We start from the raw sequence: 13,246 nt of genomic DNA on the forward strand, positions 1-13,246 counted from the left end.
CTCACGCCGCCACCTTCTCACCCGTCTGATTTTGTGACTTTGTGGGGATCTGGGTTTGCGCCTTGGTGGTGATGAACACGCCGGCGACAATGATGGCAGCGCCGGCCCAGGTCAGCAATTGATAGTGCTCGCCGAGAAACATCGTCCCGGCAAACAATCCGACCGCAGCCGCGACATAGCCGATCTGGCTGAGATAGACCGGGCCGCCAACCGCCTGCAGCCGGAAGAAGAAAGCGAACATCGCCGCGGCTGACGCGACCTGGCCGACGACCACCAGCGGCACGCCGGCGAGCAGGGCGAGCGAACCGCCGCCCTTTAGCGTGAAGATGCCGCAAACAAGCAGTGCAGCCGATGCCAGATGGCTGCCGACGGCAAGCTCGATCGGTCCGGTCCCTAAGGGCCAGTCGAGCGTGCGGTAGATATTGCCGGCGGCTAGGCTGACCGGGATGAGCAGCCCCACCGCCACCCAGATAAATTCGGCCGGCTGCCCGGCCTCGCCACGCGTCACCGCCACCATGACCCCACCAACGAAGCCGACGACAATGCCGACCACGCCAAGCAGGTTGGGGCGCCGAACGCCGAGCAGGATCGAAAACACCAGTGTGACCACCGGCGACAGCGTGAACATGATGCCGGTGTAGCCGGCACCGAGATGCGGAATGGCCGAGAACATCAAGAGATTGGGGAAGGCGTAGGACACCGCTGCGGTGACGAAGAAATAACGCAGCTTGTGCGGGGTGAGCCGGATGCGCTGCCCGCGCAGCAGCAGGACGCACAAAAGCACGCCGCCGGCGCCGAGCGAGATGACGAGGGCCCAGACCATGGCCGAAACGCCGGCCGCCGTCGCGATCTTGCCGAACGGCAGCGTCAGGCCGAGTAGGCCGCCGGTGACGAGCAAAAGGCCGAGCGCTGAATCCCAGAGAAATTTCATAACGAACCTTATTGTCTTTGCGGCCCTTGTCTTTGCGGCCCTTGTCTTTGCGGCCCTTGTCTTTGCGGCCCTTGTCTTTGCGGCCCTTGTCTTTGCGGCCCCTTGGCCAGCACTGTGACTCAAGCTAAGATAATGCAAAGATTCTTAACGTCAAGATATTTAACGGTGAGATAGATGGATCGCGCCGCGAAAGCGATCGAGCAGTGGAAAAGACAACGGCCGGACCTCGATGTCTCGCCGATGGCCGTGCTTGGACGGTTGAACGAAGCCTCGTCGCTGATTGCACGAGAACGCCTCGCTCCGCTGTTTGCGCGTTTCGGATTGCAATCCGGGGAATTCGACGTGCTGGCGACGCTGCGCCGTTCCGGATCACCTTACGCGCTGACGCCTACCGCCCTCTATGAGGCGACGATGGTGACGTCGGGCGCCATGACCAACCGGCTCGACCGGCTTGAGAAAACCGGATTGATCAAGCGCGGGCCGCATCCCAACGACCGGCGCGGGGTTGTCGTGCAACTGACCGATAAAGGTCTCGCATTGGTCGATGAGGCGGTGGCCGCTCACGTCGCCAACGAACACGAGATACTTTCCGGCCTGACGCGCGCCGAACAGGACACACTTGCTGGCCTGCTTGAGAAGTTGATAGAGAGCGTCAGCCGGGGGTGAATATCAGTGATTTTGACAGATCTGGGCCGATCGGCAGCGAACGCCGATCATTTCCGTTCAGCGGCAAATCGCAGACCTTGGAGATTGGCCGAAACATCCCTCCCGTCGTCTTCCCAGGGCGGAGCAAGGAGCGAAGCGACGCGGCGCAGACCCTTGGGATGACGAAGGTGTGGTGGCTGTAGCTAATCGCAAATGTTGGAGATTGGCGGCTGAAGGCAGTCGGCAGAACCTATCCCGACCGGTCAGGATGGCTCCTGGCAGTCAGTTACGATCCTCCGGGAATACCGGCACCGGCATGAATTCGACGCCGTCCTCGGCCAGACCCTTGGCCTCCTCCAGCGTCGCCTCGCCATAGATGCCGCGCGGATCGCTCTCGCCGAAATGGATCTTGCGCGCTTCCTCGGCAAACTTGTCGCCGACATAGTCGGCGTTCTCGCGCACCTTCTCGGCCATCGCCTTCAATTGCGCCAGCGCCTGCTTCTGGGCCTCACCCATGGCGAGCGCGATCTTTTCTCGGCTGCGCCCGGTGGAGACGGCCGGCGCCATCAACGCCTTCTCGATCTTGTGCGAGCCACATGTCGGGCAGTCGACGAAGCCACGCTTCTTCTGGGTGTCGAAATCGTCGTTGCTGCGAAACCAGCCCTCGAATTCATGCTCGTGGTCGCAGATCAGTGAAAAGCGAATCAAGACGCCGCACCCCTGAGACTTTGCGCCTCGACCGGAGTGGCGTTCACGGCGAAGTCGCGTGAATTTTTTAGATTTGGGATTTTCTTGCGCGCGGCGGCCGACTGCGCCGGGTCGATCTCGGCGACGATCACCGCGGGCTTGTCATGCGCCGCCTCGGCGACGATGCGGCCCCAAGGATCGACGATCAGCGAATGACCATAAGTCTCGCGGCCGTCCTCGTGCAGGCCACCTTGCGCCGCGGCGACGACATAGGCGCCGTTCTCGATGGCGCGCGCCCGCAGCAGCACATGCCAGTGCGCCTCGCCGGTCTGGCGGGTGAAGGCGGCGGGCACCGAAAGCAGGTCGGCGCCGGCCATCGCCTCGGCGCGGAAGAGCTGCGGAAAGCGCAAATCGTAGCAGACGGCGAAACCCAGCTTCGCCCCATCGATCCCGGCGCCGCTGATCTCGGTGACGACGGCCTCGGTGCCGGGCTCGTAGGCGGCGGATTCGCGCCAGCTCTCGCCATTGTCTAGATCGACGTCGAACATGTGGATCTTGTCGTAGGTGGCAATCGCGGCGCCATCCGGCCCGAACAGAAGCGCGCGGTTGGCGAGCTTGCCGTCGGCGCGCAGGATGGCGGTCGAGCCGATATGCAGGAAGACGCCAAGCTCCTTCGCCAGATTGCGCGAGGTCGAGACGATGATGTCCTTGTCCTCGGACGTGAAGGCGGCGGCCCGCGCCTGGCTGTCGCGGACCAGCGCACCGGTCATTTCCGGTGACTGGATATAGGTCGCACCCTGGCCCGCGGCCTCGCGCACCAGCCGCTCCAAATCGACCGCATTCCGCTCGGGACTGGTGCCCGAACGCATCTGGATCGCCGCCGCCGTGAAAGCACCCATCGTCACATCCTTAATTCGTCGAGCCGTTGGCGAGCAGACGGTCCAGCCGGCCCTCCGCCTCCAGTTCATGGAGATCATCGCAGCCGCCGACATGCGTGTCGCCGATGAATATCTGCGGAAAGGTCGAGCGGCCATTCGCGCGGGAAATCATTTCCCGGCGCAGTTCCGGCGAGAAAGAGGCGTCGTGCTCGGTGTAAGCGACACCCTTGCGCTCGAGCAGCCGCTTGGCCGCCACGCAATAGCCGCACATCATCCGTGTATAGATCGTCACGTCGACCATCGGTCAGCAATCCTGCCTTTCTTCAATCTATATAGTCGCGGACTCGTCGGCCCGAAAGTCCCCCGGCAGCACGCGCGCAAAGGTCAGCACGTCGACCGTCCCGGCACCGCCCTTCTTGAGCGCCTTGGCGACCGCGCGGACAGTGGCGCCGGTGGTATAGACATCGTCGATCAAGAGCACCCGGCGGCCGGCGATCTCGATCTCGGCCTCCTCCGGCACTCTGAATGCGGCACGCACATTCTCCTCGCGTTCCCGCCGCTCCAGCCCAACCTGCTGACGGGTGAGTTTGACGCGCCTGACCGCGGAGGGCGCAAAAGGCAGGCCGCCAAGTTGCGATACCACCCTTGCCAGTTCCGCCGACTGGTTGAACTGGCGCCTGAAAAAACGCCGCCAGTGCAGCGGCACCGGCACGACCACATCGGCTTCTGCGATCAGTTCGGCACCGGCGCGGATCATCCAGCGCGCCATCCACGGCGCCAGATCGGTGCGATCCTGGTATTTCAACCCTTGCACCATCTGGCGGGCGACACCGGAGTAAGCGACCGCGGCCCGCGCGCGCTCGAAGGGCGGCGGGTCGGCGATCGCCTCGGCCGACAGGAACCCCTCGCCCATGTGATGGATGAACGGAGTGCCCATCACCGGACACCATGGCCGCTCCAGAAGCCTAAGCTTCGGCCAGCAGGTGCCGCACAGCACGCCTGGCTGCGAGACATGCCGTCGGCAGCCGGCGCAGACCGGCGGAAACAGGATGCGCGCCGGCCAGTCCAACGCCTTTCGAGCGATACTCTTGATATCCGGCATTGGATCGGCCACGTGGTTCTTTCTCCGCCACCCTATATCAGACAGCGGAAACCAGGAACCGTCAGTTGCAACCCATAGTCGACACCTCTCTCTGGCTGGCCCACAAGCGCCGGGCGCTCGCCTATCCGACTGCCGGCGCGGATTTCCTGATGCGGCGGGCGGCCGAGGAACTTGCCGACCGGCTGGGCACGGTGGAACGCAAATTCGACAGGGCGGCCGTCCTGTTTTGCCAGACTGCGGCGGCAGTCGACGTGCTTGCGACAAGCGGCAAGGTGGCGGACATCGTACGCGTAGAGGCGGATGCGGCGTTCCTGGGCGATGCCGCGGGACTGGTGGCGCCGCTGGAGACCGTGCCGTTCGAGCCGGAAAGCCTCGACCTCGCCGTGTCGCTTTTGTCGCTTCAGGCAATGAACGACATTCCCGGCATGCTGGTGCAGATCCGCCGCACTTTGAAGCCGGACGGTCTTTTCCTAGGCGCTTTTGCCGGCGCCGGTACGCTTTCCGAACTGCGCGAAAGCCTGCTCGCCGCCGAGACGGAGCTTTACGGCGGCGCCAGCCCGCGCGTCATCCCGTTCACCGACGTGCGCGACGCCGGCGCGCTTTTGCAACGCGCCGGCTTGGCCTTGCCCGTCGCGGATGTCGAGACGGTGACGGTGCGCTACGATTCCCTGTTCGGCCTGATGGCGGATCTGCGGGCGACGGGCGAGACCAGCGCGCTTGTCGACCGCAGCAGGCGACCGGGCACACGAAGGCTGTTTGCCCGCGTCGCCGAAATCTACGCCGAGCGGTTTTCGGATGCCGATGGTCGCGTCAGGGCGAGTTTTCCGATCGTCTGGATGTCAGGCTGGGCGCCCGACGCCTCGCAGCAAAAACCGCTGAAGCCGGGCTCAGCGAAAATATCGCTGAAGACGATACTGGAAAATCCCGGCGGGCGTTGACCGGATTCTGTCGACCGGATTTCTATGGATGCGGCTGGCCGGTCGTGATCACTGCGCGAAAGCGTTCACAAGCCTGCTGGAATTGTCGCTGAACAGCCACGAGATTGCGTCAGCCGCCTGGCCGATGCCGCCTATGATGGTAAGCGACAGCACGGTCGCGATCAGCCCATATTCGATGGCCGTCGCGCCGCTCTCGTCTTCCAAAAATCGTTGCAGCAATATTTTCATGGCCGTCGATCCCGCTTGCCGGAACCCTAGCGCGGACCTGTTAAGAAAGGTTAATGACACAGGCTTAACAGGCGATGAAAGGGCCGCATTGGCCGGTGTCAGCAGTCGCCGCTGCGCTGGCCATTGTCGCGTATCACGCAGATCGAAGTGGGCAGCGGCTGCAGCACGCTCCTGCGCACGGTATACGTATCACCACGGCCGGTCGAGCCCGTGCTTCCAATCGAGCCCGTGCGCCCAACCGACCCTGTGCTCATCCTGTCGAGGCCGCCGGCAAAATCGGCGCGGCCGGATCGCGTCCGGCTGTCGAGGAGGGGCGTCGCGATCAAGGCCAGCGCCACCGCGGCCGAGCCGAACAAAAGCGTGATTCGCAATATTCCCATGCCGGCAGCCCTAAAGCTGCGGTCGGGTCGGATCGATTCCCAGTCCCTGTCGAGGCTCATGCAGCCGCCCTCCGGCGAAGGCCTGGACACGACCTTCCTTCGATTTCTGCCGTCATTTTTTCACGGCCAGATAAATCTTCCATTAACGTTGTCTAAGTCTCGGAGGGCAAAATCACAGAAGATCGATGAGGAACTGGATCAGTGGCGCGTCAGCCGGCGGCATCGGAAAATCGCGCATCTGGCGCGGCCGCACCCATTTCAGCACCTGACCCTCCTTCGGCTGCGCGATGCCGCGGAAGCGACGGCAGACGAACAGCGGCATCAGCACGTGAAAATCGTCGTAGGAATGGCTGGCGAAGGTGAATGGCGCCAGGCAGGGGATATCGGTTTCGATGCCGATCTCCTCGTACAACTCGCGGATGAGGCATTCTTCCGGCGTCTCGCCGGGCTCGACCTTGCCGCCCGGAAACTCCCACAGGCCGGCCAGCTGCTTGCCTTCGGGGCGCTGCGCCAGAAGCACGCGGCCGTCGGTATCGACCAGCGCGCAGGCTGCGACCAGGAGCAGGCGCTTGCCGACAGGGTTCACGCCGGTCATGCGCCGGGCGGCCGGCGATAATGGTAACGATAGACTTCGTCGAACCCGAGCGAAAGATAGAGCGCCAGCGCCGGCGCGTTGTCGGCCTCGACCTGCAGCCAGGCTTCCCGGGCGCCGCGCAGCCGCGCCCATTTCAGCGCCGACAGGATGAGGTGGCGGCCGTGGCCCTGGTTGCGCACCGATCTGTCGGTGGCGATCTCGAACAGCCCGGCAAGATCGCCGTCATGGACGCAGATCAGCGTCGCCAGCGGTTCGGTGCCGTCTTCAAGCGCGAACAGCCCGGCCTCCGGCTGGATGGCGCCGATGATCTCCGACAGGCCCGGCCGCAGCGACACATCCGAGCCGCTTACCTTGAGCGCCGCGCCGATGAAGCGGCTGATGTCCTTCAGCGGGATCTGGTCCATGGCGGCGTCGAGCTGGGCGTCGGCCAGCGGCAGCCGCATGACCAGCGATTCGTCGAATGTGCTCCAGCCCTCGCTGTCGAGATGTTTGGCAAGGATCGGCCCCGACAGCGGCGATATGCGGAAGGTCAGCGGCCGGCCATAGGCGTCGAAACGGCGGCTGGCGCGGCCGATGCGCTCGGCAATGTGCTGGATATCGCCCGGATCGAGCGGGTTGACCGAATTCAGCCGCTTGGCCGGATGGCCCGCCGTCAGCCGCACCACCCAGGTGCCGTCATAATGGACGGCCGCCGCCGGCCAGGCGCGAAAGCCGGCCGCCTCGTAGCGGCGCACGATGGCAAGCACGCTTGCCGGATGTCTGGAAACCAATGCCATCAGCTCCGATAATCGCCGTTGATGGCGACATACTCCTTGGTGAGGTCGCAAGTCCACACCGTCGCCTTGCCGCGGCCGATGCCGATATCGGCGCGGATGCGGATCTCGTCGCGTTTCATGTAGGCCGATGTCGCCTCTTCTGAGTAGGCGGCATCGCGCTCGCCCTGATGCGCCAGCCTGATGTCGCCGAACCAGATCGAGAGCAGGTCGCGGTCGGCCGGTTCGCCGGCCTTGCCAACGGCCATGACGACGCGGCCCCAATTGGCGTCTTCGCCGGCGACCGCCGTCTTGACCAGCGGCGAATTGGCGATCGACAGCGCGATGCGCTTGGCCGAGCGGGCCGATTTCGCACCGGTGACGGTGACCTCGACCTGTTTTCGCGCGCCCTCGCCGTCGCGCACCACTTGCAGCGCCAGCGATTTCAGCACCTTGCCGAGCGCGCGGCGGAAGGCGCCGAGGCGCGCATCGCCGACATTCGTGATATCAGGGGCGCCGCGCCTGGATGCGGTGCCGGTGGCGAATATCAGCAGCGTGTCGCTGGTCGAGGTGTCGCTGTCCACGGTGACCGCATTGAAGGTCTTGGCGGTGCCGCGCGACAAAAGATCCTGCAGCACGGGGGCTGCGATCGGCGCGTCGGTGGCGATGAAGGAGAGCATCGTCGCCATGTCAGGTGCGATCATGCCGGCGCCCTTGGCAATGCCGTTGATGGTGACGTCGGCGTCGCCGAGTTTTACCGTCGCGGTCGCCAGTTTCGGATAGGTGTCGGTGGTCATGATCGCCTTGGCGGCTTCGGTCCACAGGTCAGGCCTGCCGTTCCTGACCAGTCCGGCGAGCAAATGGCCGAACTTGCCGGAATCGAGCGGCTCGCCGATGACGCCGGTCGAGGCCAGAAACACCTCGCCCGGCGTGCAGCCCGCAGCCTTGGCCGCAGCCTCGCCGGTCATTGCCGTGGAGGCTCGGCCCTTGTTGCCGGTGAAGGCATTGGCATTGCCGGAATTGACGACCAGGACGCGCGCCTTGCCCTGACCGAGATTCTGCCGGCAGAAATCGACCGGCGCCGACGGGCATTTCGACTTGGTGAACACGCCGGCGACCGTGGTGCCGACATCGAAGACCATGGTCAGCAGGTCGGTGCGGTTCTTGTACTTTATCCCAGCCTCGGCTGTGGCGATGCGGACGCCCTCGATGTGAGGCATGTTGGGATATTTCTTCGGCGCGAGCGGCGAAAGCGTGGCTGACATGAAGACCTCGGGCGGGAGAAACGCAAGAGAGCGCCGGTTTGCCCGATAGCGGGCGCCGGCGCAAGGGCGTTTGGTGGTTGGGCACATACCCTTTCTCATCGGAACGAAACGCCCGGTTGCACGAAACGGACCGTTTCGTTTCATCGAGAGAGCGTGTACGATCTGCCGACGAAAAAGCATCAGAAGGAAAACAGGAATGGGGCTGGATCCGGGGCGCAGGTCGATCGGCGCGCGGCGCAACCCCGACAGTGCCGACGCCATTCTCGACGCCGCCGAGGCAGTGCTGGTCGAGGCCGGTTATTCCGGCTTCTCGATCGAAGCGGTGGCGCGGCGGGCGCGTGCAGGAAAGCCGACAATCTATCGCTGGTGGCCGAGCAAGGCCGCCTTGCTGTTCGACGTCTATCAGCGACTAAAGCGCGTCGACTATCCCGATACTGGCAACCTCGAGGACGATCTCGTCGGCTTCCTCAAAAGCCTGTTCTCGCACTGGCGCGAAACATCGTCAGGCAGCATCTTCAAATCGCTGATCGCCGAGGCGCAGTCGGACGCAGCCGTGGCCGCCGTGCTTGCCGAATACACCAAAGGACGCCATGCCCATTCCGGCCAGATGATCGAACGCGCCAAGGCAAGAGGCGAAGTCGCGGCCGACGTCGATGCCACGCTCGTCGCCGACCTGGTCGCCTCCTTTGCCTGGACGCATCTTTTGACCAATCGCCTCGACGAAGACGAAACGACGCTGCGCAAGGCGGTTAACTATCTGTTGAAGGGCATAGCTCCACCGTCGAACTCGCCGCCGGCGATCCGGCAGCGTTCAAGGCGTCGACGCATTGTAGGATAGAGCGCTCTCGGCACCGCGCTTCTTTCCTTCTACAACAGGGGGAGAAGGGAAGAACCGACGACCGCCCTCGCCTACTTGGTGTTTTCCAGCGCGTCGACCGTCTTCTTCAGCTTTTCGTCCGGGATCTCGACCTTGGCCTCGGCGCGCAGCGACTTGACCAGCGCGATATACTTGTCGCGGATGACTGCCTGACGGGCCTGGTCCTTGACCTGGTCGAAGGCCGGCGGCTGCTTGGCGCGCTTGTCCTCGACCTGGATGACGTGCCAGCCGAACTGCGACTGCACCGGCTGCTCGGTGTATTTGCCGACCGCCAGCGCGAAGACCGCCTTGTCGAATTCCGGCACCATCTGGCCGGGTCCGAACCAGCCGAGATCGCCGCCGCTGGTCTTGCCGCTCGGATCGCTGGTGTGCTCGTTGGCGAGTTTCTGGAAATCGGCGCCGCCGTCGAGCTGCTTGATGATCGCATCGGCCTCTTCCTTCGTCTTCACGAGGATGTGACGGGCATGCACCTCGTTGGCCGGCGGCGTGTTGGCGATTTCCTGGTCGTAGCGGGCGCGAACCTCGGCATCGGTGATCTTGCCGACAACATCCTTCTCGACCATTTCGCCATGCAGGGCGCGCTGCTGCAGGAACGCCATGCGGCGCTGGAAGTCGGGATCCTTGTCGAGGCCGGTGGTGACCGCCTGGGCGGCCATGACCTTGATTTCGATCGCCGCCGAAAGTGCCGCGGCGCGGCGCTGTTCGGGCGGCATCTGCGCGAACTGCTGCGACAGTTCGCCTTCGGCAAGCGCAAGGTCCGCCTCGGTCAGCTTCTGGCCGTTGATCGTCGCGACCACGGCGTTCGGATCGACCGGCGCGGCCGGCTGGGCGGGTGCGCCCGGTTGGGCGGGGGCTGGTTGGGCGGGCGCGGTGTCCTGCGCCATCGCTGGCGACAGCGACAGCGCCGTCAGCCCGAATGCCAGGCCAAGGCTGGCGAGCGACGCGCGGCGGAACAATAAGGACATACAATTAACTCCAATGGGGGATAGCTAGGGCGGGATGGCTTCCAGACCAGCCGGATTGTGGCGGAATTTGGCACGGTCGTCAGGGCCAGCGCGCCGTTGACATCGATTGAGCCCCCTCTTATCTGTCCAACGACTTTGCGTCCAGAACCGTTTTCCGGGCGCTTTTTGCGTTTGTCCGCGTTTCACGTGGATTTGATGGGGCCGGCCGGCACCCGTCGCAACGACTTGGAATGCTATCGAAAGGACCATTGAATGGTCAGTTTTGGCGGTCTCGCCCGTAAGGTTTTCGGCTCCTCCAACGATCGCCGGGTCAAGTCGACCCGACCGCGCGTCGAAGCGATCAACGCCATGGAAAACGAGATGCGGGCGCTCTCCGACGCCGAACTGACGGCCCGCACGGAAAAATTCCGCCAGGACGTCGCCAACGGCGCCAGTCTCGACGATCTCCTGGTGCCGGCCTTCGCCACCGTGCGCGAAGCGGCGCGCCGCGTGCTCGGCATGCGCCCGTTCGACGTGCAGTTGATCGGCGGCATGGTGCTGCACAATGGCGGCATCGCCGAGATGCGCACCGGCGAGGGCAAGACGCTGGTCGCCACGCTGCCCGTCTATCTCAACGCGCTCGCCGGCAAAGGCGTCCATGTCGTCACCGTCAACGACTATCTTGCCAAACGCGACTCGGAATGGATGGGTCGCGTCTACAAGTTCCTCGGCCTTACCGTCGGCGTCATCGTCCATGGCCTGTCTGACGAGGAACGCCACGCCGCCTATGCCGCCGACGTCACCTACGCCACCAACAACGAGCTCGGCTTCGACTATCTGCGCGACAACATGAAATACGAGCGCGCCCAGATGGTGCAGCGCGGTCACAGCTACGCGATCGTCGACGAGGTCGATTCCATCCTGGTCGACGAGGCGCGCACGCCGCTGATCATTTCCGGTCCACTCGAGGACCGCTCGGAAATGTACAACACCATCGATGCCTTCATGCTGAAGCTCGAGCCGGCCGACTACGAGATCGATGAGAAGCAGAAGACCTCGATCTTCACCGAGGAGGGCACCGAGAAGCTGGAGAACCTTTTGCGCGACGCCGACCTGCTCAAGGGCGAGTCGCTCTACGACGTCGAGAACGTCGCCATCGTCCACCACGTCAACAATGCGCTGAAGGCGCACCAGCTGTTCCAGAAGGACAAGGACTATATCGTGCGCAACGGCGAGATCGTCATCATCGACGAATTCACCGGCCGCATGATGCCGGGCCGTCGCTATTCGGAAGGCCTGCACCAGGCGCTCGAGGCCAAGGAGCATGTGGCGATCCAGCCGGAGAACCAGACGCTCGCCTCCGTCACCTTCCAGAACTATTTCCGCCTGTACAAGAAGCTCGCCGGCATGACCGGCACGGCGCTGACCGAGGCCGAGGAATTCGCCAACATCTACAATCTCGACGTCACCGAGATCCCGACCAATCTGCCGGTCATCCGTATCGACGAGGACGACGAGGTCTACCGGACCGTCGAGGAGAAGTACAAGGCGATCGTCATGGAGATCAAGGAAGCCCGCGCCAAGAGCCAGCCTACCTTGGTCGGCACCACCTCGATCGAGAAATCCGAGCTGCTGGCCGAACGCCTGCGCAAGGAAGGTTTTACCGATTTCGAGGTGCTGAACGCCCGCCACCATGAGCGTGAGGCGGCGATCGTCGCCCAGGCGGGAAAACCCGGCGCCATCACCATTGCCACCAACATGGCCGGCCGCGGCACCGACATCCAGCTCGGCGGCAATGCCGACATGCGCATCGCCGAGGAGCTTGGCGACATGCCGGCCGGTCCCGAGCGCGACACCAAGGAAAAGGCAATCCGCGACGACGTCGCCCGGCTGAAGGAGAAGGCGCTCGCCGCCGGCGGCCTCTACGTGCTCGCCACCGAGCGCCATGAATCGCGCCGCATCGACAACCAGTTGCGCGGCCGCTCAGGCCGCCAGGGCGATCCCGGCCGCTCAAAATTCTTCCTGTCGCTGCAGGACGATCTGATGCGCATCTTCGGCTCCGAGCGCATGGACGGCATGCTGCAGAAGCTCGGCCTCAAGGAAGACGAGGCGATCATCCACCCGTGGATCAACAAGGCGCTGGAAAAAGCGCAGAAGAAGGTCGAGGCGCGCAACTTCGACATCCGCAAGAACCTGCTGAAATATGACGACGTCTCGAACGACCAGCGCAAGGTGGTGTTCGAGCAGCGCCTCGAGCTGATGGACGGTGAAGGCCTGTCCGAGACCATCGCCGAGATGCGCGAGGGCGTCATCGAGGAGGTCGTCGCCAAGGCTATTCCCGAAAACGCCTATGCCGAGCAGTGGAACGTCGCCGGCCTCAAGGCCGAGGTCGCCGAATTCCTCAATCTCGACCTGCCCATCGAGGACTGGGTCAAGGAAGAGGGTATTGCCGAGGACGACATCCGCGAGCGCATCAGCCAGGCCGCCGAGACTGCCGCGAAAGAGCGTGCCGAGCGTTTCGGCCCCGACGTGATGGCCTATGTCGAGCGCTCCGTGGTGCTGCAGACGCTCGACCATCTGTGGCGCGAGCACATCGTCAACCTCGACCATTTGCGCTCGGTCGTCGGCTTCCGCGGCTACGCCCAGCGCGACCCGCTGCAGGAATACAAGGGCGAGGCGTTCGAGCTGTTCCAGGCGATGCTGGGCAACTTGCGCCAGGCCGTCACCGCGCAATTGATGCGCGTCGAACTGGTCCGCCAGGCCGCCGAAGCGCCGCCGCCCGAGGCGCCCGACATGTTCGGCAGCCATCTCGACGGCACCACCGGCGAGGACGATTTTGACGGCGGCGAAACCGGGCTTCTGGTCCGCCAGGAGACCCACGCCACCGTCGCCCCCGAAAACCGCGACCCGCAAAACCCCGCCACCTGGGGCAAGGTCGGCCGCAACGAGGCCTGCCCGTGCGGCTCAGGGAAAAAGTACAAGCATTGTCATGGGGCGTTCGCGTAAGCTCTTCCTTCTCCCCGT

General features: G+C 64.1%; 15 protein-coding genes. 4 read left to right on the forward strand and 11 right to left on the reverse strand.

What is annotated here, in order from left to right; all coding sequences use genetic code 11:
* Position 1: 1 nt before the first annotated feature.
* Entirely contained in the window at positions 2-931 is a 930-nt protein-coding gene (locus AC0L16_RS15690; protein WP_473621786.1) for an EamA family transporter, read from the reverse strand.
* Between the two features lie 174 nt (positions 932-1,105).
* Here AC0L16_RS15690 and AC0L16_RS15695 point away from each other — a divergent pair, with 174 nt between their 5' ends.
* Positions 1,106-1,597, forward strand: a complete 492-nt coding sequence (locus AC0L16_RS15695; protein ID WP_473621788.1) for a MarR family winged helix-turn-helix transcriptional regulator — start codon at positions 1,106-1,108, stop codon at positions 1,595-1,597.
* 261 nt (positions 1,598-1,858) lie between these two features.
* Here AC0L16_RS15695 and AC0L16_RS15700 read toward each other — a convergent pair whose 3' ends face one another.
* Genes AC0L16_RS15700 through AC0L16_RS15715 form a run of 4 tightly spaced genes read right to left on the reverse strand, consistent with a single transcriptional unit; the run spans position 1,859 to position 4,255 of the window.
* Positions 1,859-2,284 (reverse strand): DUF1178 family protein, encoded by a 426-nt coding sequence (locus AC0L16_RS15700; RefSeq protein WP_473621789.1) that lies wholly within the window; start codon positions 2,282-2,284, stop codon positions 1,859-1,861.
* Complete coding sequence (locus AC0L16_RS15705; RefSeq protein WP_473621790.1) at positions 2,281-3,162, reverse strand: carbon-nitrogen hydrolase family protein; 882 nt, start codon at positions 3,160-3,162, stop codon at positions 2,281-2,283. Before AC0L16_RS15705 ends, AC0L16_RS15700 begins: the two co-directional genes overlap by 4 nt.
* Positions 3,163-3,172: 10 nt before the next feature.
* A complete protein-coding gene (gene grxC / locus AC0L16_RS15710) occupies positions 3,173-3,442 on the reverse strand; it encodes a glutaredoxin 3 (protein WP_027153348.1) in 270 nt (89 codons plus the stop codon).
* A 27-nt stretch (positions 3,443-3,469) separates the two neighbouring features.
* Positions 3,470-4,255, reverse strand: a complete 786-nt coding sequence (locus AC0L16_RS15715) for a ComF family protein (protein WP_473621792.1) — start codon at positions 4,253-4,255, stop codon at positions 3,470-3,472.
* A gap of 53 nt (positions 4,256-4,308) precedes the next feature.
* Here AC0L16_RS15715 and AC0L16_RS15720 point away from each other — a divergent pair, with 53 nt between their 5' ends.
* The gene (locus tag AC0L16_RS15720; RefSeq protein WP_473621793.1) at positions 4,309-5,181 is read left to right on the forward strand and encodes a methyltransferase domain-containing protein; all 873 of its coding nucleotides are present in this window, start codon (positions 4,309-4,311) and stop codon (positions 5,179-5,181) included.
* A gap of 48 nt (positions 5,182-5,229) precedes the next feature.
* Here the strand turns inward: AC0L16_RS15720 and AC0L16_RS15725 are convergent, their stop codons facing one another.
* From AC0L16_RS15725 to argJ, 5 genes are all read right to left on the reverse strand, one after another.
* A complete protein-coding gene (locus AC0L16_RS15725; protein ID WP_473621795.1) occupies positions 5,230-5,409 on the reverse strand; it encodes a Flp family type IVb pilin in 180 nt (59 codons plus the stop codon).
* Positions 5,410-5,507: 98 nt separating this feature from the next.
* Positions 5,508-5,849 carry a hypothetical protein gene (locus tag AC0L16_RS15730; RefSeq protein ID WP_473621796.1) on the reverse strand — a complete coding sequence of 114 codons (342 nt, stop codon included), beginning with the start codon at positions 5,847-5,849 and terminating at the stop codon, positions 5,508-5,510.
* A gap of 112 nt (positions 5,850-5,961) precedes the next feature.
* Complete coding sequence (locus AC0L16_RS15735) at positions 5,962-6,384, reverse strand: (deoxy)nucleoside triphosphate pyrophosphohydrolase (protein ID WP_473621798.1); 423 nt, start codon at positions 6,382-6,384, stop codon at positions 5,962-5,964.
* Complete coding sequence (locus AC0L16_RS15740; protein WP_473621799.1) at positions 6,381-7,160, reverse strand: GNAT family N-acetyltransferase; 780 nt, start codon at positions 7,158-7,160, stop codon at positions 6,381-6,383. Before AC0L16_RS15740 ends, AC0L16_RS15735 begins: the two co-directional genes overlap by 4 nt.
* Positions 7,160-8,401 (reverse strand): bifunctional glutamate N-acetyltransferase/amino-acid acetyltransferase ArgJ, encoded by a 1,242-nt coding sequence (gene argJ / locus AC0L16_RS15745; protein ID WP_473621801.1) that lies wholly within the window; start codon positions 8,399-8,401, stop codon positions 7,160-7,162. Before argJ ends, AC0L16_RS15740 begins: the two co-directional genes overlap by 1 nt.
* A 196-nt stretch (positions 8,402-8,597) precedes the next feature.
* On the opposite strand from argJ, the gene AC0L16_RS15750 reads away from it, so the two are divergent.
* Complete coding sequence (locus tag AC0L16_RS15750; RefSeq protein WP_473621802.1) at positions 8,598-9,239, forward strand: TetR/AcrR family transcriptional regulator; 642 nt, start codon at positions 8,598-8,600, stop codon at positions 9,237-9,239.
* A gap of 71 nt (positions 9,240-9,310) precedes the next feature.
* Here AC0L16_RS15750 and AC0L16_RS15755 read toward each other — a convergent pair whose 3' ends face one another.
* Positions 9,311-10,243 carry a peptidylprolyl isomerase gene (locus AC0L16_RS15755; protein WP_473621803.1) on the reverse strand — a complete coding sequence of 311 codons (933 nt, stop codon included), beginning with the start codon at positions 10,241-10,243 and terminating at the stop codon, positions 9,311-9,313.
* A gap of 252 nt (positions 10,244-10,495) precedes the next feature.
* Here AC0L16_RS15755 and secA point away from each other — a divergent pair, with 252 nt between their 5' ends.
* Entirely contained in the window at positions 10,496-13,228 is a 2,733-nt protein-coding gene (gene secA / locus AC0L16_RS15760; protein ID WP_473621805.1) for a preprotein translocase subunit SecA, read from the forward strand.
* Positions 13,229-13,246 lie beyond the last annotated feature (18 nt).

The sequence above is a fragment of the Mesorhizobium sp. WSM4848 genome, assembly GCF_055811375.1.

Bases quoted from the DNA above. Each gene is read 5' to 3' on its own strand.
- AC0L16_RS15690 (WP_473621786.1), bottom strand. From the start codon at position 931: ATGAAATTTCTCTGGGATTCAGCGCTCGGCCTTTTGCTCGTCACCGGC.
- AC0L16_RS15695 (WP_473621788.1), top strand. From the start codon at position 1,106: ATGGATCGCGCCGCGAAAGCGATCGAGCAGTGGAAAAGACAACGGCCG.
- AC0L16_RS15705 (WP_473621790.1), bottom strand. From the start codon at position 3,162: ATGGGTGCTTTCACGGCGGCGGCGATCCAGATGCGTTCGGGCACCAGT.
- grxC (WP_027153348.1), bottom strand. From the start codon at position 3,442: ATGGTCGACGTGACGATCTATACACGGATGATGTGCGGCTATTGCGTG.
- AC0L16_RS15725 (WP_473621795.1), bottom strand. From the start codon at position 5,409: ATGAAAATATTGCTGCAACGATTTTTGGAAGACGAGAGCGGCGCGACG.
- AC0L16_RS15730 (WP_473621796.1), bottom strand. From the start codon at position 5,849: ATGAGCCTCGACAGGGACTGGGAATCGATCCGACCCGACCGCAGCTTT.
- AC0L16_RS15735 (WP_473621798.1), bottom strand. From the start codon at position 6,384: ATGACCGGCGTGAACCCTGTCGGCAAGCGCCTGCTCCTGGTCGCAGCC.
- AC0L16_RS15740 (WP_473621799.1), bottom strand. From the start codon at position 7,160: ATGGCATTGGTTTCCAGACATCCGGCAAGCGTGCTTGCCATCGTGCGC.
- argJ (WP_473621801.1), bottom strand. From the start codon at position 8,401: ATGTCAGCCACGCTTTCGCCGCTCGCGCCGAAGAAATATCCCAACATG.
- AC0L16_RS15750 (WP_473621802.1), top strand. From the start codon at position 8,598: ATGGGGCTGGATCCGGGGCGCAGGTCGATCGGCGCGCGGCGCAACCCC.
- AC0L16_RS15755 (WP_473621803.1), bottom strand. From the start codon at position 10,243: ATGTCCTTATTGTTCCGCCGCGCGTCGCTCGCCAGCCTTGGCCTGGCA.
- secA (WP_473621805.1), top strand. From the start codon at position 10,496: ATGGTCAGTTTTGGCGGTCTCGCCCGTAAGGTTTTCGGCTCCTCCAAC.